Source organism: Neobacillus niacini (genome assembly GCF_030817595.1).
GTDB classification, from domain to species: Bacteria; Bacillota; Bacilli; order Bacillales; family Cytobacillaceae; genus Neobacillus; species Neobacillus niacini_G.
Genome location: NZ_JAUSZN010000001.1, coordinates 4078216 through 4102178, shown reverse-complemented (window position 1 = coordinate 4102178; position 23963 = coordinate 4078216). Strand labels below are relative to the sequence as shown.

At 37.9% G+C, this 23963-nt stretch carries 21 protein-coding genes, 1 pseudogene and 1 riboswitch; of the genes and pseudogenes, 19 read left to right on the top strand and 3 right to left on the bottom strand.

Annotation, left to right across the window (positions count from 1 at the left end):
- Positions 1–71 precede the first annotated feature (71 nt).
- From QFZ31_RS19410 to rlmD, 11 genes and pseudogenes are all read left to right on the top strand, one after another.
- A complete protein-coding gene (locus QFZ31_RS19410) occupies positions 72–854 on the top strand; it encodes a class I SAM-dependent methyltransferase (RefSeq protein ID WP_307305971.1) in 783 nt (260 codons plus the stop codon).
- Between the two features lie 602 nt (positions 855–1456).
- On the top strand, positions 1457–1972 hold the full coding sequence (locus QFZ31_RS19405; RefSeq protein WP_307305968.1) for a sigma-70 family RNA polymerase sigma factor: 516 nt from the start codon (positions 1457–1459) through the stop codon (positions 1970–1972).
- Entirely contained in the window at positions 1969–2451 is a 483-nt protein-coding gene (locus QFZ31_RS19400; RefSeq protein WP_307305966.1) for an anti-sigma factor family protein, read from the top strand. The genes QFZ31_RS19405 and QFZ31_RS19400 overlap by 4 nt, the downstream gene beginning before the upstream one ends.
- Positions 2448–3524, top strand: coding sequence for a hypothetical protein (locus tag QFZ31_RS19395; RefSeq protein WP_307305963.1), 1077 nt, complete (start codon positions 2448–2450; stop codon positions 3522–3524). Before QFZ31_RS19400 ends, QFZ31_RS19395 begins: the two co-directional genes overlap by 4 nt.
- Positions 3521–3613: an LPXTG cell wall anchor domain-containing protein gene (locus QFZ31_RS19390; protein WP_307305960.1), complete on the top strand. Its 93-nt coding sequence runs from the start codon at positions 3521–3523 to the stop codon at positions 3611–3613. Before QFZ31_RS19395 ends, QFZ31_RS19390 begins: the two co-directional genes overlap by 4 nt.
- Positions 3610–4524 (top strand): LiaF transmembrane domain-containing protein, encoded by a 915-nt coding sequence (locus tag QFZ31_RS19385; RefSeq protein WP_307305957.1) that lies wholly within the window; start codon positions 3610–3612, stop codon positions 4522–4524. The genes QFZ31_RS19390 and QFZ31_RS19385 overlap by 4 nt, the downstream gene beginning before the upstream one ends.
- Before the next feature lie 179 nt (positions 4525–4703).
- The gene (locus QFZ31_RS19380; protein WP_307305954.1) at positions 4704–5645 is read left to right on the top strand and encodes a diacylglycerol kinase; all 942 of its coding nucleotides are present in this window, start codon (positions 4704–4706) and stop codon (positions 5643–5645) included.
- Positions 5646–6101: 456 nt separating this feature from the next.
- On the top strand, positions 6102–8132 hold the full coding sequence (locus tag QFZ31_RS19375; protein WP_307305951.1) for a glycoside hydrolase family 2 protein: 2031 nt from the start codon (positions 6102–6104) through the stop codon (positions 8130–8132).
- Positions 8133–8203: 71 nt separating this feature from the next.
- Positions 8204–8341: pseudogene (locus tag QFZ31_RS19370) on the top strand (isochorismatase family protein); the annotation flags it as partial.
- A gap of 58 nt (positions 8342–8399) precedes the next feature.
- On the top strand, positions 8400–9866 hold the full coding sequence (locus QFZ31_RS19365) for a nicotinate phosphoribosyltransferase (RefSeq protein ID WP_307305949.1): 1467 nt from the start codon (positions 8400–8402) through the stop codon (positions 9864–9866).
- A gap of 824 nt (positions 9867–10690) precedes the next feature.
- A complete protein-coding gene (gene rlmD, locus QFZ31_RS19360) occupies positions 10691–12061 on the top strand; it encodes a 23S rRNA (uracil(1939)-C(5))-methyltransferase RlmD (RefSeq protein WP_307305946.1) in 1371 nt (456 codons plus the stop codon).
- A gap of 253 nt (positions 12062–12314) precedes the next feature.
- On the opposite strand, the gene solA is transcribed toward rlmD, so the two are convergent.
- A complete protein-coding gene (solA, locus tag QFZ31_RS19355) occupies positions 12315–13463 on the bottom strand; it encodes an N-methyl-L-tryptophan oxidase (RefSeq protein ID WP_307305943.1) in 1149 nt (382 codons plus the stop codon).
- 162 nt (positions 13464–13625) lie between these two features.
- Positions 13626–13736, top strand: a riboswitch (SAM riboswitch).
- A gap of 145 nt (positions 13737–13881) precedes the next feature.
- On the opposite strand from solA, the gene QFZ31_RS19350 reads away from it, so the two are divergent.
- From QFZ31_RS19350 to QFZ31_RS19320, 7 genes are all read left to right on the top strand, one after another.
- Complete coding sequence (locus tag QFZ31_RS19350) at positions 13882–14703, top strand: transporter substrate-binding domain-containing protein (protein WP_307305941.1); 822 nt, start codon at positions 13882–13884, stop codon at positions 14701–14703.
- 20 nt (positions 14704–14723) lie between these two features.
- The gene (locus QFZ31_RS19345; RefSeq protein ID WP_179603047.1) at positions 14724–15446 is read left to right on the top strand and encodes an amino acid ABC transporter permease; all 723 of its coding nucleotides are present in this window, start codon (positions 14724–14726) and stop codon (positions 15444–15446) included.
- Positions 15443–16180 carry an amino acid ABC transporter ATP-binding protein gene (locus QFZ31_RS19340; RefSeq protein WP_283863238.1) on the top strand — a complete coding sequence of 246 codons (738 nt, stop codon included), beginning with the start codon at positions 15443–15445 and terminating at the stop codon, positions 16178–16180. Before QFZ31_RS19345 ends, QFZ31_RS19340 begins: the two co-directional genes overlap by 4 nt.
- A gap of 30 nt (positions 16181–16210) precedes the next feature.
- Complete coding sequence (gene mmuM, locus QFZ31_RS19335; protein WP_307305935.1) at positions 16211–17146, top strand: homocysteine S-methyltransferase; 936 nt, start codon at positions 16211–16213, stop codon at positions 17144–17146.
- A gap of 398 nt (positions 17147–17544) precedes the next feature.
- Positions 17545–17853, top strand: coding sequence for a hypothetical protein (locus QFZ31_RS19330; RefSeq protein WP_307305932.1), 309 nt, complete (start codon positions 17545–17547; stop codon positions 17851–17853).
- 522 nt (positions 17854–18375) lie between these two features.
- On the top strand, positions 18376–18924 hold the full coding sequence (locus QFZ31_RS19325; RefSeq protein ID WP_307305928.1) for a sigma-70 family RNA polymerase sigma factor: 549 nt from the start codon (positions 18376–18378) through the stop codon (positions 18922–18924).
- Entirely contained in the window at positions 18899–20284 is a 1386-nt protein-coding gene (locus QFZ31_RS19320) for a DUF4367 domain-containing protein (protein ID WP_307305925.1), read from the top strand. Before QFZ31_RS19325 ends, QFZ31_RS19320 begins: the two co-directional genes overlap by 26 nt.
- Before the next feature lie 222 nt (positions 20285–20506).
- On the opposite strand, the gene QFZ31_RS19315 is transcribed toward QFZ31_RS19320, so the two are convergent.
- Complete coding sequence (locus QFZ31_RS19315; protein WP_179603044.1) at positions 20507–22060, bottom strand: ABC-F family ATP-binding cassette domain-containing protein; 1554 nt, start codon at positions 22058–22060, stop codon at positions 20507–20509.
- Between the two features lie 342 nt (positions 22061–22402).
- Between QFZ31_RS19315 and cysK the strand changes: the two genes are divergently transcribed.
- Positions 22403–23326, top strand: a complete 924-nt coding sequence (cysK, locus tag QFZ31_RS19310) for a cysteine synthase A (protein ID WP_307305922.1) — start codon at positions 22403–22405, stop codon at positions 23324–23326.
- A gap of 184 nt (positions 23327–23510) precedes the next feature.
- Here the strand turns inward: cysK and QFZ31_RS19305 are convergent, their stop codons facing one another.
- Complete coding sequence (locus QFZ31_RS19305) at positions 23511–23906, bottom strand: hypothetical protein (RefSeq protein ID WP_307305919.1); 396 nt, start codon at positions 23904–23906, stop codon at positions 23511–23513.
- Positions 23907–23963 lie beyond the last annotated feature (57 nt).

The window sequence follows — 23963 nt, the reverse complement described above, 5'->3', positions numbered from 1 at the left end:
GCATTTTACCATACTTCAATGGTATTATTTTAATAATTCCTTAAATAGGAAATATTAAAGGGGCGACTAGAATGGAACAGATAGATTTTGGTCAAGTTGCTAAAAGTTATGCGAAAACAAGAGAAGATATTCCCGTGAGTTTAATGGATAGTCTTTATGTCCGAGGTATTTTTCTTGATGGGAAAAAGGTTGCGGATATTGGTTGTGGGACAGGAGCCTTAACAAGAAAAATCGCTATGAGGAAAGCATATGTTACTGGGGTAGATCCATCAAAAGAAATGCTTCAATATGCAGTGGAGTTAAATAAGTCAAAAAATTATAACATTCCTTATCTGCATGGTAGTTCTGAGAATACTGGTTTAGATGATTCTCAGTTTGATATGGTAACAGTTATGCGTGCCTGGCACTGGTTTGACCGTGAAAAGGCAATTGCAGAAATAAAGCGGATATTAAAAGCAAAAGGGACACTAATAGTTATAGATTCTGGGTTTCTTGCAGGACCATCAGTGGTTGAAAAGACATATGAGGTTTTATCAAAATATGTGAGTGGTGGACTTAAACCAGCAGGGACAAAGTCTGAATCCAGCCAGAGGATTAACGGCCTTCCTGCTGAATGGTTCGATGAATGGCAGACCAATGGATTCAAGTTAAGTGATTTTTATAGCCTTAACTATAACGTTGCCTTTACAAAGGAGACTTGGGTAGAAAGGGTGGAATCCATCTCCTGGCTAGCAGGGTTAGAGGCGGGCGAAAGGGAAAAAGCACTCCAGGATTTAACCTATACTTTATCTGACCAGGATTCCTTTGCAATTCCACATGAATGTAATGTTTGTATATTAAGGCTTCAAGAATAGTTATTCTTAAGACGTGCGGGTCTACAGCACGTCTTTTGATTTTTAATGCTGTTTTCACATGATTGGTGCTCTCGAATCGAGGGTCTCGAGGACAAATCACACGGGCCACTAGAAAGATTCGTCTTTAATAGGGGGTCTTAGGGACAAATCACACGAGTCACTAGAAAGATTCGTCTTTAATAGGGGGTCTTAGGGACAAATCACACGAGTCACTAGAAAAATTCGTCTTTAATAGGGGGTCTTAAGGACAAATCGCACGAGGCACTAGAAAGATTCGTCTCTAATAGGGGGTCTTAAGGACAAATCACATGAGCCTCTAGGAGGATTCGTCCTTAACCGATGAGCATGAGGCATATGTGAAGCATGGACCCTTCATTTGGCACGTAAATCGGGGATTTCGCATGTGAACATGAAATTTGGCACGTAGTCTATATATCGGCACATAAATCCAGTAACTGACTATTTTATGCTACTATTTTATCTGAAGAAAAAATTTTTTTTAAAACTGTAGGGGTTTGTAAATATCATCTCGTCTATTAAGGTAAAGGTCAGATAGAAAGGGGGAGAGAGCGATTAGTGATTCAGTATTAATACAAAATGTAATGGATGGCAGTGACCATGCCTTTCGCCTTTTGGTTGAAAAGTACCGCAATGATGTGTTCCGGACCGTCTTTGCTGTTCTTCGTGATCAAAAGGAAGCAGAAGATGCCGCTCAGGAAGTATTTATGAAAATATATTCCTCTCTCTCCCAATATGAAAATCAAGGCTTTAAGACTTGGATGACCAGAATAGCCGTTAATCATGCCATCGATATAAAGAGAAAGCAAGCACGAAGAAAAGAAGAAGTGATGGAGGCTTTGGAGCAAGAGGCACTTGGCACTCCAAAGGATGGTGTTGAGAAAGAACTGATTGTTAAGGAAAGGGTAAGGTTAGTAAGAAAAAGACTTGATGAGCTTCCCGAGAATTATCGAGATGTCATCTATGGTTTCTATATAGCGGAAAAAAGTTATCAGCAGATGGCGGATGAACAAAATGTACAGGTGAAAACAATTGAAACAAAGCTATACAGGGCACGGGTTTGGATGAAAAAGAATTGGAAGGAGGGAGATTTTTCATGAAGCATTACAGTTATGATGAGTGGTTGAGCTATGTGAAAGGCGAAATTAGCGTCAAGACCCGAGAGGAATTTGAAAGTCATTTATATACATGCGACCAATGTCTAGAGGATTATTTACAAGCTGTCTCAGAACATGAATCATCACTTCCATTTCTTTCAAATGAGACCGAATTTACGGACCTGGTGATGACTGAGATGTCTAAACAAAAAGAGTTCACAGAGATACAGCCGGCCTTGAAACAGCCGGTAAAAACGAAAAAGCCATTCTTCCAACAGGCATCTTTCCACTATTTAATTGCAGCTGCTGCAACACTATTGCTTACTTTTTCAGGGGTGTTTCAATCACTTGCCACATACGCAAGTGCTGTAGAGGCTCATCAACATAGTAAGGAGAAAAAGCTTACAGTGACAGAAGGCGTTATTGACAAAACATTTGCATGGATGGACTCACTAGAAAAAAAGGAGGCAAATAAGAAATGAAAAGTTCAACCAAAGCGTTAACCCTATCGCTTTTCCCAGGCCTCGGTCATATGTATTACGGCAACATGGTTCGGGGTGTGTTTTATTTAATGTCTGTGGTCGGTTTAGCATTCATTACCGTCATTGGGCTAGCTACCAACAATAATGAAGTAGCTGTACTATGCTTTATGGTGGGTATCTTCATTTATTTAGTTAGTTTTATTGATCTGGGCCTAAAAATTTCGAAACAGAAGAGGGCATTGGCAGCAGCTAATCCTGATGTCCCTTCCGCACAGGCTACACAAGACTCAGAGCGATTTTATACAATTGTGCTATCGTTTGTCCCTGGATTAGGTCACTTTCAGCTGGGACTGATGAACCGAGGACTCACCTTGTTAGCAGCATTTTTAGGCCTTGGTGTTATGGTGATTTTCATAACGGCTCTTAGCAGCCGTTCAGAGTTTCTTGTTTTCTTAGCAGGTTTGCCAATCATCTGGGTGTATGGTTTTTTTGATTCCGTTCAGCAATTAAACAAGAAACAAAGTGGCGAGGAACTGATAGACCGAACCATTTTCGAAGACTTTGAAACACGTAGAGAAGATGGAAAAAAGAGCAAATCTATTGCCACCTTTCTTTCAATTTTCCCGGGTGCAGGGCACCTTTATCTCGGTTTACAAAAACGCGGTATTCAGTTAATGGCGGCCTTCCTGTTTTCAATCTATATATTAGATATTTTACGTCTTGGTATTTTCTTGTTCTTAATACCGATAATCTGGTTTTATAGCTTTTTTGACGCAACGCAAAAGGTTTCCAGATACGGTGAGGAAGAGATTGAGGATGTTCCGATTATTTCTTACTTAATTAATCATCAAAAGTGGGTTGGAATTGGTCTAGTCGTGCTGGGGGTTTATTACCTATTTATGAATGTGGTCATTCCTGTGTTTGCCCCGATGCTTTCAAATATCATTCAAATCGATTTAATGTACTGGGTACAAAGTTATTTTCAAACGGGGATTGTTTGTGTGCTGCTAATTGGCGGCGGCATTAAGCTTTTATCAGGCAGCAAGCATAAAAGGGAGGAAAAGAGATCATGAAACGGTGGAAAAACACACTAGCAGGAGTACTCTTAATCGGTGCAGGAATTGGGATCATTTTTAGAAAAGGAAAGGAGGAACAGGTATGAGAACTTGGCGTGTTGGTACGTTTTCGATGGGGGCCTCACTCGTTTTACTTGGCCTCTTCCTTTTCCTCTCACGCTTTTTAGGATTGGATCTAGTTCATGTGATGTCGGCTTGGTGGCCAATTTTGTTAATCGTTCTTGGGATTGAAATTCTCCTCTACTTATTTTTCTCGAGGCAAGAGAAGCCCCTTTTAAAATATGACTTTGTCAGTATCCTCTTTGTTGGATTGCTAGGTATGGTAGGGATACTGTTTGCGACCCTTAGTGCAACAGGAGTTATGGGAAAAGTGGAGGAAGTGGTTGCAAGGGAAGAGATGTCTTTTGAACTGCCTGACTTTTCTCACCAGTTGGATGACAGCATAAAACGTGTTGTCTTAAGAACCGTAGGTTACCAAACAACTATTGAAGCAACGGATGAAAAAGAAGTGTCAATGTTTGGAACGTACCGAACACAGACAACGAAAAAGAAAAAGCTCCTAACAACTGCGGATGAATATGTGCATGCAAACAAAAAGGGGGATACTCTATTTATAAATGTAAAGACACTTCCGAATGAAGTGGGACCGTTTTATAGTCATCAAGAAGTTGCCTCAACCATTCTTATCTCAAAAGGTGTCAAACTTGAGGTAATTGGAAACGGAAATGAGATTACGTTAAACACAAGGAATCTTGAGAATAACTGGAGTATAAATGGTGCCTCTTCACTAAATATAAAGGTTGTTGAAGATGGCAATTTGAATATTGCAGCACTTGGAATAACTGAAGCAAATGGTAAGGATGGAGCATGGAAGATAACTGAAAAAGTGAACCCGGATGTTGAAGGAGTAGAAAAAGACGCTGTATACCAATCAGGTGAGGGCACGTATGATATTACTATCACCAATACTCCTTATGTTAGTTTAAATTCGAATTAGTTCACATCTTATTTTTTTGCAAAAAAATAAAAAAAGGGTATGATAGTAGTCGGCAGAGTTATGGACAGACTAATATTTGTTGCTTGGGTTAATAATTGTAAGCCAAGGGCTAAATTGGTAGAATATAGAAAAGGTCCGACAGATGCCATTTATTGATTATAAAAAATAGGATGATGAATATGAAACGAGCACGATTAATATATAATCCTACTTCAGGGCGGGAAATCCTTAAGCGCCATCTGGCAGAAATACTAGAGAAACTCGAGATTGCCGGGTATGAGGCCTCTTGCCATGCGACGACGGGTGCGGGTGATGCAACAGCAGCCGCTCGGATAGCCGTCGAACGACAATATGATGTTGTTATTGCTGCTGGAGGTGACGGTACCATAAATGAAGTCGTCAACGGACTTGCTGAGCAGGAGTTCCGGCCAAAATTAGGAATTATTCCAGCGGGCACAACGAATGATTTTGCAAGAGCTCTCCATATACCCAGAGATATTGGTGCAGCGGTCGATATTATCACCAAAGGTGAACTGATTCCGGTGGATATTGGCCGAATTAATGACCGTTATTTTATTAATATCGCTGGTGGCGGCAGAATCACGGAGCTTACATACGAGGTTCCAAGTAAACTTAAGACGATGCTTGGGCAACTTGCTTACTATTTAAAAGGGATGGAAATGCTTCCTTCCATTAAAGCTTCAGATATAACTATTGAGTATGATGGCAAGCTTTTTGAAGGGGAAGCGATGTTATTCCTTGTAGGACTGACCAATTCTATCGGAGGATTTGAAAAGATTGCTCCAGATTCATCGATTAATGATGGTCTATTTTCATTGCTTATCTTGAAAAAAATTAATTTGGCAGAGTTTATTCGAGTTGCAACATTGGCCATCCGCGGTGAGCATGTAAATGATCCTAATGTCATTTATGCAAAAGCGAGCCGGATCAAAGTACATTCTAATGAAAAGGTACAATTGAATCTTGATGGTGAATTCGGTGGCTTGCTGCCCGCAGAGTTCGCCAACTTGTACAGGCATTTAGAGGTATTTGTCCCACTCGATGACATAAGACCACTGGATAAACCAACAGATTGGATACCGGGTCAGAGATATAGCTAAAAAAAGTCCGTTCCGATGAGGAATGGGCTTTTCTTTTTTTAAAAGGCATATTCTACTTTTTACACACTCGATGTAAGTAATCCTGATTTTTAAAATCCTACTTTTTGTCTATAATCAGCTAGTACATAAGTTACTTACATATTAAACCTAGGCTTGTTACTATTTAATGGTAATTACTAAATATTCTGTTTTCTTTAAAATGAAACCCGTTTCATAAAAAAGCAAAAAATACTACCCTAGAACTTTAGCTGGTGTCTGAGCAGTTAAGTTACTCACAACATATTTAAGGAGGTGTATGCCAAGAGCTAAATAAATGTATGCCAATTTGTTTTGTTTTCTTCATTTTGTATTTATTTTTATGAAACCGATTTCATTGTAGAAGAAGGATCAAATGTTTTTCGAACAATTCACTCTAAGAGTTTTTGAAAAAATTTACAATAAGACAGGAGGTTTATTATGCTTCGAAAATTTACTAAACTCGGGATAGGCATTCTTCTTCTCAGTTCTACCCTTATTACTGGAGGAGCTTCTGCCATTACTAATACACCAGTAGCAGACCGTGAGCCAATGAACACGCAAGTAAAATCCATTGATGGAACAAATGTTTTATACCAATATGGTGAACCAGTCCCATCGTTTGATACTTGGACACAAGAAGAGCCGAGTAGAAACTACTTATCACTTGATGGGAAATGGAAATTTGCTATGGACCCCAATAGCCAAGGGATGACTGAAAAATGGTACCAAAAAGATTATGATGATTCAAATTGGCAGCAAGAAAAGGTGCCAGGCAGCTGGGATCTTTATGATACACCTGGGTTTGGTACATACGATGGTTCGAATTTTGGTGAAGGAACGGCATTTTACGATGGTGATGCCTGGTTCAGGACACATTTTTCACCTGATGCCAGTTGGAAAAATCAATTCGTAAAACTTAATTTTCTCGGCGTTAACTATCGTGCATGGGTTTATGTGAATGGTCATTTTGTAGGCGAACATGAAGGTGGAAATACCCCTTTTGCGCTTAATGTTAGTGAGTATTTACAACCTGGGAAAGATAATGTGATTGCGGTTCGAGTACATCGCAGAGCAGACTTTGATTCTTATACAAGTCCGGATGCGAAGCCTGTTACAAATGACGTGGAACTGCCATACAAACCTGTAGACTACTGGCGATATGCAGGAATTACACGAAGCGTCTATTTGGAAGCAACATCAAATGTCAATGTTAGTAAAATCCTTACTGCAACTGGTGATCATACTTTAACAACAAAAGTGGTTGTATACAATCATGGAGACAAAAAAGTAGATCGTCAACTAGTTGTAGATCCAGGTGAACAAACTGGTGGAAAGCCTAAGTCACAGGAGATAGAATTAAATCCAGGCGAAGTAAAAGTGGTCTCAATGGATTTTGATATTAAGAGTGCAAGCTATTGGACACCGGAATCCCCTACTCTATATGAAGTAACCGCAACTCTTTATAAGGGAAAAGGTGAAGGTCAAGTTTCACAGAATGGAATTGGCTCTGTTGATGACAGCCTTTCAACAACTTATGGTATGCGAACAATTGCTACAGAGGGTAGTAAATTAACCTTAAATGGAGAACAGGTATTTTTAAAAGGTCTTAACTGGCATGAGGAAACAGCTGCAAACGGCAAATCTATGACAATTGATGAGTATGATACAGAGTTGAATCATGTTCTGAATGTAAATGCAAACTTTATTCGTAACAGTCACTACAACCGTCACCCATATGTATATGATTTTGCTGATAAGCATGGATTAATGGTATTGGATGATGTTGATAATATGTGGCTTGATACGAAGCAAGAGGCGTTACAAACAAACTCATACGGTCTTTCAAGGTCACTAGTATTAAGTATGGCTTGGAATCAAATTAACCGCCCTTCTGTAATCATGTGGTCATTACAAAATGAGTCTCAAATTTGGGATGATCAGCAAGTTTACCGTGACTGGCTTTCAGATATGAAGAGTGCTGTCAAAAGTGTGGATATCCAAAACCGTCCTGTCACATGGGCTTCTGGAAGCAGTTGGGACCCAGCCTACGACTTGGCAGATGTCATCGGTTTAAATGAATATTTCGGTTATTTCTATATGAAGGATGAGGACCTAGGGACAACTCTAGATGCAGTTCATAGAAACCATCCTAATAAACCGATACTAATTACGGAAAATGGAACGTGGGCCTATGCAGAAGAGGAACTCAAACATGGAGAACCTACAACGTCCGGGACCGAAGAATGGCAATCTGCTAAATTCCTAAATCACTGGAACCAGGTAACAGATTCCAACCGTCTAGACTATATGGCCGGATATACGTTCTGGGTGTTAAAAGATTATAAACAAAGGTTAGGCTATAACCAACAGATAAACGGAATTTCTACCATGGGATTAATGCGATTCGACAACGAAGAACCACGCTTGGTATATGAAACCTTTAGAAACGCAGCAAATCCAATTAAATAAGAGTTTTTGTACCTCAAAAAGGTAAGCACAATTTTTATTGTGTTTACCTTTTTTAATATTCACCCCTGTGGGTTCTTCACACAGCTGTAGACACTACAATCGTGGTTTTAATCGTGGTTTATAAAGAAGCAGTTGCTTCCTTTAATCAAAAGGGACATGAATGGGCATTAGGGCACTTTGAACAATCACTTGGAGCGCTGGTTAAATAGTTTTTATAATGGTAAAATTATTTAATATGTTGAAAAAGTAGTTGTTCGGAGGGTTAGGATGAAAAACATTTATCAGGATGATAGCTTAGCACTGCATACTGATCTATATCAGATCAATATGGTAGAAACGTATTGGAGAGACGGCAAATATAATAAACGCGCAGTGTTCGAACTGTTTTTCCGAAAGCTCCCTTTTGGGAATGGATATGCGGTATTCGCTGGTTTGGAAAAAGTCATTCAGTTTATCCAGGGCTTCCGCTTTTCAGAAGACGATCTGGAGTATTTAAAAAATGAAGTAGGCTATCAGGATGATTTTTTAGAATACTTAAGGGACTTGCGCTTTACAGGTACCATTCGCTGTATGAAAGAAGGCGAGCTTGTATTTGGAAATGAGCCAATTTTAAGCGTAGATGCCCCGCTATGTGAAGCTCAGTTGATTGAAACGGCACTATTGAACATCATTAATTATCAAACCTTAATTGCGACAAAGGCTTCTCGTATTAAGCAGGTGCTTGGAAGTGAAATTGCAATGGAGTTCGGTACTCGCCGAGCGCAAGAAATGGACGCGGCTATTTGGGGGACCAGAGCTGCATACCTAGCCGGTTTTGATGGAACAAGTAATGTTCGAGCAGGTAAATTATTTCAAATTCCTGTTTCTGGTACACATGCTCATTCGATGGTTCAAGCTTATAAAGACGAATATATCGCATTTAAAAAATATGCTGAGTCACATAAGGATTGTGTCTTTTTGGTTGATACATATGATACCCTTCGTTTGGGTGTTCCAAATGCGATTAAAGTCGCCAAGGAGATGGGCGATACTATTAATTTCATAGGAATCCGTTTAGACAGCGGTGACCTTGCCTATCTTTCAAAGGAAGCACGTAAAATGCTCGATGAGGCCGGGTTTAAGGATGCAAAAATATTTGCTTCAAGTGATCTCGATGAATACACCATTCTCAATTTGAAAGCACAGGGTGCCAAAATTGACAGCTGGGGAATAGGAACGAAGCTTATTACCGCTTACGAGCAGGCAGCACTAGGAGCTGTTTATAAAATTGTTTCCATCGAAGACGAGAACGGCAAAATGGAGGATACGATTAAAATCTCTTCCAATCCGGTAAAAGTAACGACTCCGGGGATTAAGAAAATTTACCGTATTATCAATAATAAGAATAACCATGCTGAAGGGGACTACATTGCGCTCGAGGATGAAAAATTGCCGGAGAAGCGCTTGAGAATGTTCCACCCAACGCATACCTATATGAATAAGATCGTGACAAATTTTTCGGCAAAAGAGCTTCATGAAGTTATTTTTTCAAATGGAAAGCTTGTCTATGAGATGCCATGCCTGGAAGAATCGCGTGAATATGTAAAACAAAATCTTGCTGCTCTCTGGGATGAGTATAAACGTACAATGAATCCTGAGGAATATCCGGTCGACCTTAGCCAAAAATGCTGGGATAACAAGATGAGGAATATTGAAGAAGTAAAAGAGAAAGTGGCTGAAATGAAGGCAGAATAGATAGTTTAAGGCACCCATTATTAAAGGGTGTCTTTTTTGTATGAAAAAAAGAAAGTTCGCTGAATTATCGTAGCCCGCGGAAAAACTCTAAGAGTTAGTGGAGTTATTCTCGATTCTCGCCGAATAAATTGGAAATCCCGCGGGATTATGGCTAAAACCCACGGGACCATCTCAGTTTATTTTTGTTTAAAGAAATCCATGAAAGCATGGTAAATTTCTATGCCTTGAAAGGTTAGCATACCAGCTGCAGTTAATGAAAAAATACCAATCATCACAAAACGAATCCACATCATTTATTCCTCCCCTTTGTAAGTTTTAACTTATAAATTTAGGGGAGAGGATTACATAATTAGATTGATGAAAAACCGGGATTAGAAAAATCGAGTTCCTGGTATGGTTATCAGAAAAGATTCTGTGAAGGGTGACTACGATCAATGAGATTAGGGTAAGAACTTCGATAAAGTCAAAATGAAATAAATGTTTCTCTTCTTCGTCCGTTTGTGATTTCATATTCCAATCATCTATCAATAACACAGCTTTATTAGAATGATGTGATTGAATGAATAAGTTGGAAGTATGAAGAACGGAAAAGGATATGAAGGCAAGCAGCAATGCGATGGGAAGAAAATATACCTTCTTTATCGTAACCACCTCCTTCCGGGATGTTATAATTATAAACACTTTTGTTATATTGTTAAATAAAAATGCTCCGACATTTTATGCAGGTAGTAGAACGGTATACAATCAATTTATGACTGATTTCGCAATTAGACTGGGTTTATGATACAATCTTGCTAGTCAAATCGGAGTAAAGGAAGTAAATAATGAAGAAGACAATACCGGTTAAAAAAAATGATTATATAGATGTGGTATTTGAAGATTTAGCTCACGATGGTGCAGGGGTAGCAAAGGTGGAAGGCTTTCCGTTGTTCATACCAAACGGACTGCCTGGCGAAAAGGCGCAGGTTAAAGTGATTAAAGTGAACAAGGGATACGGCTTCGGGCGTTTGATTGAAATTTATGAAAAAAGCCCATACCGCGTAGAAGTTCCTAATAGTGAGATTCATAAATATGGCGGCTGTCAGCTGGAGCACATCAGCTATGAAGGACAGCTGAAATATAAAGAGAACCAAGTGCGTCAGGTGCTGACAAGGATCGGAAAACTTGAGGACGTAATTGTCCACCCAATCTTAGGGATGGACAACCCATGGCATTACCGAAATAAAGCTCAGGTACCTGTTGGTGAAAAGGATGGAAAGTTGATTGCTGGGTTTTTCAAGCCTAGAAGCCATGAAATTGTAGATACTGATGAAAGTTTGATACAACTTCCTGAAATAAACGAAGCTGTTCAGGCAGTGAAGGAAATATGCAGTGGGCTAGGGATATCAGCTTATCAAGAAGAGTCACATAAAGGTGTTCTGCGACACATTATGGCTCGTTATGGACAACAAACAGGGGAACTAATGGTGGTGCTTGTTACCAGAACCACGGATATTCCAAACAAAGACAAACTAGTTGAGGAAATTGTTGCTCGTCTTCCGAAGGTTAAGTCGATTGTACATAACGTTAATTCAAGGCGTACAAATGTAATCCTCGGCGAAAAAACAGCCGTCCTTTGGGGTAATGAAGTCATCTATGACACGATTGGTGATGTGAAATTTGCCATTTCTGCTCTATCTTTTTATCAGGTAAATCCTGTTCAAACGAAGGTTCTTTATGAAAAGGCACTTGAGTATGCGGGGTTAAGTGGGGAAGAGTCAGTCATTGATGCCTACTGTGGTATCGGAACGATATCCTTATTTTTAGCCCAAAAGGCAAAGAAGGTATTCGGAGTAGAAGTTGTTCCAGAGGCGATTGAGGATGCAAAACGAAATGCAGAGCTTAATGGAATGACGAATGTGGAGTTTGCAGCAGGGGAAGCAGAGGTTGTGATTCCTAAGTGGTATAAAGAAGGGAATTCAGCTGATGTGCTCGTCGTGGACCCGCCGCGGAAGGGCTGTGATGAGACATTTTTGCAAACGATTATTGACATGAAACCGAAAAAGGTGGTTTATGTATCCTGTAACCCAGCTACCTTGGCTCGGGATTTGAGGATCTTAGAAGATGGTGGGTATAAAACTGTGGAAGTGCAACCTGTGGATATGTTTCCGCAGACGACACACGTGGAGTGCGTGTCGCAGTTAGTGTTGAAATAGTCTGCGATCACCATTCAAGCCATTGTGAGGCAGTGGCAAAGGTAGTTTTGAAAGAAGAAGCAGAAGCCTGATAGGTTTCTGTTTTTTGGTTTTTGAGAGCAGAAGGTGAATTAGGTAAAAATTGTAGAATTAATTTATCATGTAATAAGCATCTCTGGAAATATAGACACTTATTACATGAAAGATCGATTTAGCGTGTTATGGATCATCTTGGTCTAGTTATGACTAAGTTATTCTATTTACTGATGACATATTACAAATCAAATCTCTTAAGAGAGAATAAAGAAATATCAAAACTACTTTTCCCTTTTTGCGCCAGTTGGCCGAGCACTTCTCCCATAACGCTTCCAAACTTAAAGCCATGGCCGGAAAAACCGCATGCAATGATGATATTTTCATGTTCAGGGTGATAATCAATGATAAAGTGATTGTCACTTGAGATGGTATATAAGCATGTTTTTCCTTGTTTTAATTCTCCATTTGCTTTAGGCATATAGGTTCGGAGGAAGAATCTTAGTTCCTCTTCATCTGTTTCGTATTGACCAAAGTTCTGTTTGTGTTGGTTAGGATCAATAGCTTGACCTCCATCTGATCTTCCTATCTTAAGGCCTGCTCCATCTTTGCAAGGAAATCCATAACACATATTCGTATCGTCCTCTAAGTAAAAAGAGGGGAAGTTGGCGATATCGTAAAGGTCTGCAGGGGCGTCAAACCAGCCGAAGGCTTTACGGGTTGGCTGAATAGGGAGATTTAAGTCTGGTAATAGTTTGGCTACCCATGCCCCTGCTGTAACAATCACTTTTTTCGCATAATAAACCTGGTTTTCAGTTGAGATTTTTATATTGTCCATATCTTCCATCTCAATTTGCTGTACGGGTGTATTTGTAACAAGTTTTGCTCCATTATTAATGGCGATTTCTTTATAAGCTTTAATGGCATTCTCACTATAGATGAGGCCTGACTCTGACTCAAAACAACCAATAAAATGATCTGGTACGGAAAAACCAGGCCATCTTTCTTTTATTTCTTTGCTATTTAGGATATCTAATGGCAAATCATATTTATTAGCAGCCTCAATCGTTTCTTGAAGAAAGGAAGAGTCTTTTGGACCTAATCCAAGAACACCGGTTTTTTCAAAGATTTTATAGGTGGTGTGCTGTTCTAATTCCTCCCATAATTGTTGTGCACGTTTTACTAATGTTACATACTGTCTGCCTTCACCATAAGCATGTCGAATCATACGGGTATCTCCGTGATGGCTTCCATGATGATGTGGTGGGTCGAAAGCATCGATTAACACAGTATTTACTTTCTGTTGAGCTAAAAAGGCACCGGCAGCTATTCCCATTGTACCAGCACCAATAATTGCTACATCAAAATAGGCTTCTTCTTTCAAGTTCATTTCTCCCATCTTTTTATCCTGAATTCTCATAATCTATAAGATTTAGTGTGTTTACACTAAAATCAGATCATTTAGTGAATTGTACATAGTAAAAAAGTAGTTGACAATAGTATTAATATTAAATATTATCATAATATACAAAAAACAACATAAAAAACGAATAACTTATCACGAGAGACCGAGGGACAGGCCCAACGACGTCCAGCAACCATCATTCGATGAAGGATGAAAGGTGCTAAATCCTGCAGAGTGTTTCATTCTGAGAGATAAGGTTTAGATGAAAAGCCTCTTTCTGATTGGAAGAGGCTTTTTTATTTTATTGTTCTGTTTTCGTTTTAGTGATTTGAATTGGATATAAGTAATGACTTAGATTCTCATTCAATAATAATAATTAATTTATTTTAAAGGAGATAGTAAAATGAAAAAGAAATCTAGGTTATTGTTATCAAGTATTGCACTAGTAGGTTTGGTTGGTATATTAAATGGTTGTTCCTCTAAAGAAACAACGACAGCAGATGGAACGGAGGAAAAGGTTATTTTAGTTGGAACTCAAAATGATTATCCTCCTTTCGCTTATGCGGATGAAAGTAATGAACTTATCGGATATGATATCGACGTTATAAAAGAAATTGATGAAAGATTAGAGGGGTATACCTTTGATTTTGTTGCTACTCCATGGGACAGTATGTTTCTTGCACTAGAATCAAATAAAATTCAGGCAGTTGCCGACCAGGTGGCGAAAACATCTGAACGTGAAGAGAAGTACTTGTTTACAGACGAATCTTATTTTGCTGCAGAAACCGTTATTGTTGTGAAATCAGGTCGAACAGATATTCAAACAGTAGAAGATTTAGAGGGGAAAAAAGTTGGAGCTTTAGCTGGTGATTCTTATACATTATTACTTGAACAACATAATAAAAAAGCAGAAAATGATATTATTTTAAAATATAGCGAAAGTGGAACCCCTTCAGAAATTTTACAAGATGTACAAAATGGACGTGTGGATGCCTATGTAAATGACCCAATTATGATTCATTCTGTTATAGAAAAATATAATTTAGATTTAGAAGTTGTAGGACAGCCTATCGTAAATGATAAGATTGGGATTGTTTTTAAAGATGGAAAGCAGGGAGAAGAGTTAAAAGGATTAATTGATCCTATTCTAAAGGAACTCAAAGAAGACGGTACATTAGCTGACCTGTCAGTCAAATGGACGGGTGGAGAATACGTCCCTGAATAAGGCTGGAAAGGGAGGAAGAAATGGAAAATTTATTGGATATTCATTTTTTAATAGAAAGCTTTCCTGCGATAGTTACAAGATTACCTATTACAATTGGAATTGCCGTGGGTTCGTTGATTATTAGTTTATTTATTGGGCTTACTACAGCACTGATAAAAATTTATCGAGTACCCGTATTAAAGACAATCTCTTCTTTTTATGTCTCCTTTGTTAGAGGAACCCCTCTCTTAGTGCAGATATATCTTGTGTTTTATGGAATACCAAAAGTGATTTACTTTTTTCAAACTGAATATGGATGGCTTCTGAATATTGATGTAAATATCATTGCACCGGAAGTATATGCTTTATTAGCCTTTTCAATTAATTTAGGTGCTTATTTGTCTGAAACGATACGATCAGCAATTGAATCTGTTGATCGTGGTCAGTTTGAGGCAGCTAAAGCTATAGGTTTGAGTCCCACTCAAATGATGCTGAAAATTATTTTCCCGCAGGCTTTATCGGTAGCCATACCTAATTTAGGTAACATGTTTATAAGTACAATTAAAGATACTTCTCTAGTCTTTATTATTGGAGTTATTGATATCATGGGACAAGCCAAAATTCTTGGTTCTCGAGGTTTAGCCTTTTTTGAAGTCTATATAGCAGTTTCTATTATTTATTGGATCATTTGTATTATAGTCGAGAGATTGCTAGTTATAGTAGAAAAGCGTGCCCGGAGATATGAAAGAGGGGTTGTCTCATGATTAAAGTGGAAAATCTCCATAAATATTTTGACCAACAGCATGTGTTAAAAGGGATAAATTTTTCCGTTAATAAAGGAGAGGTTGTTTCTATTTTAGGACCAAGTGGTTCAGGGAAATCAACCTTGTTACGCTGTATCAATTTCTTAGAACAACCTACAAATGGCATCGTTGAAATTAGTGGGAAGAGAGTAAATGTTGAATCCGCTAGAAAGGTAGATATTCAGTCTTTACGATTATCCACAGGAATGGTCTTTCAACAGTATAACTTATTTAAAAATTTAACAGTGTTACAGAATGTGATGATTGGCTTAACAAGTGTGAAGAATATAAGTTCGAATGAAGCGAAGAAGGTAAGTGCAGAAATCCTAGAAAAAGTTGGTCTTCAAGATAGATTGGAGCATTATCCAGTACAGCTATCGGGTGGACAACAACAAAGGGTTGGTATTGCTCGAGCACTGGCACTCAATCCAGAGGTTTTATTATTTGATGAGCCGACTTCATCGCTTGATCCAGAGTTAGTTGGGGAAGTGTTAACTGTTATAAAAGATGTAGCAAAGGAAGGCAATACCATGCTGATTGTCACACACGAGCTTAATTTTGCACGTGAAATTTCTGATCGAATTATCTTTATGGAAAATGGAATGATTCTTGAAGAAGGAACAGCAGAACAAATGTTTACAAATCCAAGTGTTGAAAGAACGAAGCAGTTTATAAGTAAAGTATTAAAAAAGTAGGCTATTTTACTAGGAAGAAGGATAAGTAAAATGAATCCGATAGAACAGATCTTAGATAATTATCCAATTATGATTATCGATGGAGCAATGGCTACAGAGCTTGAGAATTATGGGTGTAATCTAAATGACCGTTTATGGTCAGCAAAGATATTAATGGAAAATCAAGAGCTGATCAAGCAGGTTCATTTAGATTATTTTAAAGCGGGTGCAGATTGTGCCATAACAGCTAGTTATCAAGCTACTATTGAAGGTTATAAGGAAAGAGGGCTATCTGAAAAAGAGGCCACTGATTTAATTAAAAAGTCTGTTCAACTTGCTATTAATGCACGTGATGAATTTTGGGATAAGACCGAAAATCAGAAGAACAGACCTAAACCAATAGTGGCTGCATCAGTCGGTCCATATGGTGCTTTTCTTGCGGATGGTTCTGAATATCGTGGGGATTATGTATTAAATGAGGATGAACTAGTTTCTTTTCATAGAGAGAGAATTAGAATACTAGTTGAAGCTGGTGCTGATATCCTAGCGTGTGAAACCATTCCATGTCTGATAGAGGCTAAAGCAATAACAAGGGTGATAAGAGAATTCCCAGAAATCTACGCTTGGATTAGTTTTAGTGCAAAAGATGAGCTTCATATTAGTAATGGAGAAAAAATGTCTGATTGTGTGATGTGGCTAGAAGGGGAGAAGCAAATAGCTGCCATTGGTATTAATTGCTCATCACCAGATTTTATTGATTCATTAATTAAAGAAATAAAAGGAAAAACTTCTAAACCAATTATTGTTTATCCAAATTCAGGTGAAGAATATGATGCTACGAATAAAAAATGGAATGAAGGAGCTTCTTCTAAACAATTTACCATTTGCACTCAACGCTGGTACGAAGCGGGAGCAAAAATAATAGGTGGGTGTTGTAGGACGAAACCTGAAGATATAAAAGCTATTAATGATTGGGCACGTAAGTAGCTTTAACTTACGGGCGGCATGAGGTAATTACCACTAAATAATCTTTAAGCACTTTCCTTAAGCAAAGGGAAAGTGCTTTTTCTATGTTTCTCAATTATTTTTAAGGAAAGCATGGGGACGGTTTTCTTGCACTTTAATTTTCATTGTTCACCAACAGGTAACAGATAAGTTTGTTAATCTTTATAAGAGTATGGCGTACTTTACGACTCACTCTATGTCGTTGGTGGACATACAGTAATATTAATGTGTGATTAAATTAGGCTCAGTCTTATTAGGACTGGGCCTTTAATCTGGGGGAAGAAAACAAGAAGGAAGTAAATCGATGAATCATAAAAAAATATTTATAATTAATGTAAACTTTTCTCAACGTAATCCGTCTTGTAGACGGGAGGACGATAATGGATGGAATTAAAAAGAATCATGAACTCAATGTAGAACTTAATATTGTGTATAGATACTTACTTAAGTTTGGCATTCCAAAGATGGATGCGGAGGATGCGGTTCATGAAGCTTTGAAGGGAATTAAAGAAAATACCCAAGCGACAAACGGAAAAGTCCGTTTAAATGGAGCCGTTGTAACAGGTAAGCACCAGTTGAACTTAAACGATTTCAAGAACTTGACTTCATCCGAGCATCTTTCCTTGGCGCTACAATCGATAAATATTAATTGTAAATTAATAATGGTTGAACCTGTTAGCCAGTATTAAAAGTGAGGCGGCTGAGAGTGGTAAACTACAAGAATTCTAAAAAGCAACCTCATCCTTTATCCAAAAGTCTGGTTAAGGATAGAGGTTGCTTTTGCTTTCCATGATAATCTATTAATATATTGATACTTTTTGGTGATTTGTTTTTGAGAAAATACCATTAACAGTCAATAGGTTCGACTTCACTTTTATCAAAAGCCAAATCTTTTCCTCGACAATAAATTTACTCAAAAAAACTAATAGTTCGTTTTTTAAATGGGTTCAGAGTATTGTTAATCAAACGTTTAATTAGTGAAATGGATGTGAACTAAACGTTTAATTAGAATAGTTGTACAGCCTGTCAATATAGTGTTTGGCCCTTCTTCGCGGGAAGAATTTTGTCGAATAGCTGACTAAGTATTAAAGGGTGAAGGATTTCTTGATGGGTCCCATTCTTACCCGGTTTTATAAAAAGTTAAGTATTATATGAATCGTTTTTAGTGTCTATTTTATCTAATATTGGAAGACGGAAAAGGAGGTGCCACAATGGAATCTAGGTTGAACTTAATATCCAAAGCTAAAAAAGGGGATATAAATGCATTTCAGGCATTAATACATATTGAGAAGGAAAAATTGTACAAGATGGCATTTGTGTATATGCGGAATGAAGATGATGCATTAGAAGTGTTTCAAGAAACGATTTATAAAACTTTTGAATCGCTGTCAAAACTAAAAAATGACGAATATTTCTCCACATGGATGACGCGTATTTTGATTAATTCAGCGATTGATTCGTTAAGAAAGAAAAAGAGAGTAGTTCCAATCAATCAAGAAGTGCTGGAAAACGCTAGTGATACCTCATCTTTCAATTCTGATGTACAAATTGACCTTCTTAAAGCAATGGAAGAAATTGAGGAAAAATATAAAACGGTATTACTGTTAAGGTATTATCAAGATTATACGGTTAAACAGATCGCCTCGATGCTTAAATGTCCAGAGGGAACGGTGAAAACGAATATCCGGCGCGGGTTAGACAAACTTAAGGAGAAAATGAAGGGGGTTTACAGTGATGACAGACAAAATTCCATCGTTTAAGGAAGACATTGACATGATTCATGTTCCGACTGATAAGCTTAATACGATTATATCGAACTTTTCATTGGACTCTGATTCAAGAAAACAGCAGGTCAAGCGTAAAAGGAATCGTATTTTAATCGCCGCTGCCTGCTTATTGATTGGCATACCGACGACCGCCTTAGGTGCAGTAAAAGCCTATGATATGATTGTACAAAAACAAAATTATGAAGTGAATATTTCAGTGGCAAATAAGATTTTCAAAAAGAGAGACAGTTGGTATAAGATGAAAGTCGGCTATTTACCAGAAAATATGGAAGCAAACGATAGGTTGGCTATGAAATATTCCTTTAAAGATAACTATGCAAATGGTGGGCTTTCATTCATTCTATGGAGATTAGGGGAAAATTCTGATTTTCAAACTTTGTATGCAAACGATTACGAAGAAAAGGAGATCAATGGTAGGAAAGCAGTGATTGTTAATAAAGATACTGGAAACAAAAATGTAATGTTTGATAGACAGGTCTTTCTCTTATTCGAAGAAGAGGGGATGATGTTAGAAAGTTATGTTGGAACTGATGTAAGTGATGAACAAATGATGAAAGTCATAGAGGGCATTTCACTTGAACCAACAACGGAGGAAAAGGCAACATACGCAGCGGATTATGATCCAGCCCTTTTTAGTAAAGCGAAGGAACCAACAGAATCTCGCGTTATTCCTTTGAAAAAAGACAGCAAACAACTATTTAAGGTAGGTCAAACGGTTCCTGTAACCATAGAAATGAATGGAACCGAAAGTAAACTTGAATATGAGATAGAAAAAGTTGAAGTTTTTGATTCAATCAAAGATTTTAAACAAGGGAACTTTAATCAATTGGGACTAGAAATACTAAGCGAGAATAAGGCTTTAGATCAAACCAATAAATTTTTACCGTACAAACGGGATGTATATAAAGTAGGAAATGGTAAAGATTCTGTTGACAAATTAGTAGAGTCGCAATTAGTTAATCTGAAATTTGTCTACTTGACAACCACAGTGAAAAATAATGGTAAACAGGCAACAGAAGAAATCTATATGCATCCGTCCTTACAAGTGCTTAACTTTGAAAAGAATGCATGGAACTATGCTGGAAAAGATGGAATCGCCGAAGATAGTATTATGACGGGCGAAGTTGATTATCTAGAACCTCACGGAGACGGAAAAGGCTTTTACAATATTGGCAGTATCCAACCTGGACAAACGATGGAGGTTAACCTAGGATATTTTGTAGATGATGATAAACTGGATTCAATCTTCCTTGATATTTTCCATTACAGTGGATTTGGTGACACTGAAAACATGAATGCGGAAGATCGTTGGTGGATTGATATTCGTCAATAATAAAAACAAGAAAAATGGAAAGAGTTGCTTATTTAGCAGATTTTTTAGTGCAATGAATCTTTTCAAACAATAGCCTCCAACTTGGAAAACACTCATTCTAACTTTAGTTTGGATGAGCTTTTTTAAGAAATCTAAAAGTATATTTTTTATAAAATTTTGGATGGTTAATAAAAAGGGGTACCCAAGTGAATTTTGATTCATTGGGTACCCCTTAATCTTTATTTAAAACACTTTCGTAGTCCAATCCTCACAATTCCAAATATCAGTCGCAATTTCACGATAGAAATCAGGTTCGTGTGATACCATCAAGATACTTCCGCGATATGCCTTTAAAGCACGCTTCAATTCTTCTTTTGCGTCAACATCCAAGTGATTGGTAGGTTCGTCGAGAATTAATAAGTTCGTTTCAGTGTTAATAATTTTACACAACCGAACTTTGGCTTTTTCGCCGCCAGAAAGGACTTCGACTTTACTCTCAATATGTTTCGTCGTTAACCCGCATTTTGCAAGAGCAGCTCGGACTTCAGCTTGATTCATACTTGGGAACGTGCTCCAAATCTCTTCAATACAAGTGTTGTAGTTAGACTGTTTAACTTCCTGCTCAAAGTAACCGACGTATTGATACTCACCACGTTCCACTTTACCTGAAATGGGATTAATCAACCCAAGAATACTTTTTAAAAGAGTAGACTTACCAATACCATTTGCACCCACGAATGCAATTTTTTGACCGCGTTCCATTTTTAAATTCAGAGGGCGAGAAAGTGGTTCATTGTAACCTATAACAAGATCTTCAGTCTCGAAAATCCAACGACTAGATGAACGAGCTTCCTTAAAGTTAAACTCAGGTTTCGGCTTCTCTTTCCCTAATTCAATAATTTCCATTTTGTCGAGCTTCTTTTGACGAGACATCGCCATATTACGTGTTGCCACACTTGCCTTGTTACGAGCAACGAAATCCTTCAAATTCGCAATTTCTTGTTGTTGACGTTTGTAAGCAGACTCTAGCTGCTGCTTCTTCATTTCATAAATATTAAGGAAGTTATCATAGTCACCAACATAGCGATTCAACTCTTGGTTTTCCATGTGGTAGATCAAATTAACAACATTGTTCAAGAATGGAATATCATGTGAAATCAAGATAAATGCATTCTCATATTCCTGCAGGTAGCGCTTCAACCATTCGATATGCTGTTCATCCAAATAGTTTGTAGGCTCATCAAGTAATAGGATTTCAGGCTTTTCAAGCAAAAGCTTAGCTAGTAAAACCTTCGTACGTTGCCCGCCGCTAAGATCATCTACATCTCGGTCGAGTCCAACATCGTCTAATCCTAGACCACGAGCAACTTCCTCCACTTTTGAATTAATTTGATAGAAATCATTACTATCTAACGTTTCTTGCAGCTCCCCAACTTCAGCAAGCAGTGCATCGATATCAGCACCTTCGTCACCCATTTTTGCATAAAGTTCATTGATCTCTGCTTCAGCATCGAATAGATATTGAAATGCAGTACTTAAAGCTTCACGCATCGTCGTACCTTTTTGAAGAACAGCATGCTGGTCTAAATATCCAACACGAACCTTTCGTGACCACTCTACTTTCCCCTCGTCGGGTTGCAGTTTCCCGGTAACAATATTCATGAAAGTAGACTTACCCTCACCATTTGCTCCAACTAGTCCAACGTGTTCGCCTTTTAAAAGTCGAAAAGACACATTATTAAAAATCGCACGATCACCGAAACCGTGGCTTAAATTTTGTACGTTTAATACGCTCATTTTTTTAACCCCTTATCTAATGTCACATGTAGATATCTTACTAGATTTTAGCTGCTTTTTCTATCTTGAATTTTTTGTAAAAAATGTAATTCGATTTTTTTGTCTAAATTGAAGTCTGCCCGGAAATAGGTTTGGTGGCTTGTTTAAAATATATTATAGGGAAAACTCTTACTAATAAAAAAGTTAACCTTTAAAAAGTAAAAGTTATCAGGGAGGAAAACTTATTATTATCACTTGAAAATGGTAAGATATTAGTGAAATTAAAATGGATAAACATTATCCCCCATTCTGAATTTATTATGGGGGATTATTTTTGAAAGAATATCGAAAGGTGGAAGGGCAATGAAACTTTATCGCTCAATTCTTGAATTAATTGGAAAAACTCCGATTGTAAAACTGAATAAATTACCTGACCCAACAGGAGGGGAAGTGTACATAAAACTAGAATCGTTTAACCCAGGAGGAAGTGTCAAAGACCGTGCTTCTATCAATATGATTGAACGTGCAGAAAAAGAGGGTAAATTAATTCCAGGAAAGAGTACCGTTATCGAGCCGACTTCTGGTAATACTGGGATTGGAATTGCTATGGTATGTGCTGTAAAAGGGTACCGGTGTATTATAACGATGCCTGATAACGCGACACTTGAACGTGTGAAGATTTTAAAAGCATATGGAGCGGAGGTTCATCTAACTCCAGCAAGTTTACGAATGCAAGGGGCTATAGATGAAGCAAACAGATTGGCTGAATCAATTTCTGATGTCTTTATTCCCATGCAATTTGAAAATACTGCAAATGCAGATGCACATCGTGAAACAACAGCAGTTGAAATTTTAGAAGCCTTTGAAGGGAGTTTGGATGCCCTTGTGTTGACAGCAGGAACAGGAGGAACCGTCACAGGTGTAGGGGAAGAACTGAAAAAGCATATTCCAAACTTAAAAATTTATGTAGTAGAACCGTTTGGATCCCCTGTGTTATCAGGTGGTGAGCCTGGTCCGCACAAAATCCCAGGAACTGGACCTGGTTTTATTCCTAAGATTTTAAACCGTACTATTTATGATGAAATATTGCTCATTAAGGATGAAGACGCCCAAGTAACGGCACGCCGACTTGCTGCAGAAGAAGGAATCTTTGTAGGTGCATCGGGGGCCTCTTCCGCGTATTTTGCAGTCGAGATAGCAAAGAATCTGCCATCATCAGCTAGAGTGCTTTGCTTAGCTCCAGACACGGGAGAACGTTATCTGTCCTCAGACTTATTTCTAGCTTGATTTTTTACAACTCATTCATGGATTCAAACTTCAAGAGAAGAAGGTAACTCCCTTGGTGGGTGTTGCCTTTTTTGATTGTTAGCGTTTAGCACGAGAATAGCAAAAAGAAGGAAGAGCGGTCACTTATAGGGTCGATGAGTGACGGAAAATAGCCAAAAGAAGAAAGAACGGTCACTTATAAAATTTATATAATATCTTCTTCCATTTCCTCATAAGTCATCCCAAAAGGTACACTGCCAGCTGTATATCCTGCAATAAATGCAAAAGTATCATCGTAATCTTCAAATTCATATTGTTCCTTAGCAATTCTGCGTTTTTCTTTCTTTCGTTCTTTTTCCTGTTTTCTTTTTTTGATTAGTTCTTTTGTATATTCCCTTTCTTGGGTACTAATTTGAGCCCCGACTAATTCCAATTCTTTCAAGGCATTTTTTAGGTTAAGGGCAAAGAATTTGGAATATGCTTTTATGATATGCTCACCATCATACTTTTCAAGCCAAGACTTTGCTTGCACCATTCGGACTTCTTTAGGTAATCCCCAAAATTGTTTCTTTTTACTTTTGCTTTTCTTTTTCTTACCCATAGCGAAGACCTCATTATTTTATTATCACGGTTATTTTAACATTTTTAATAAACTATC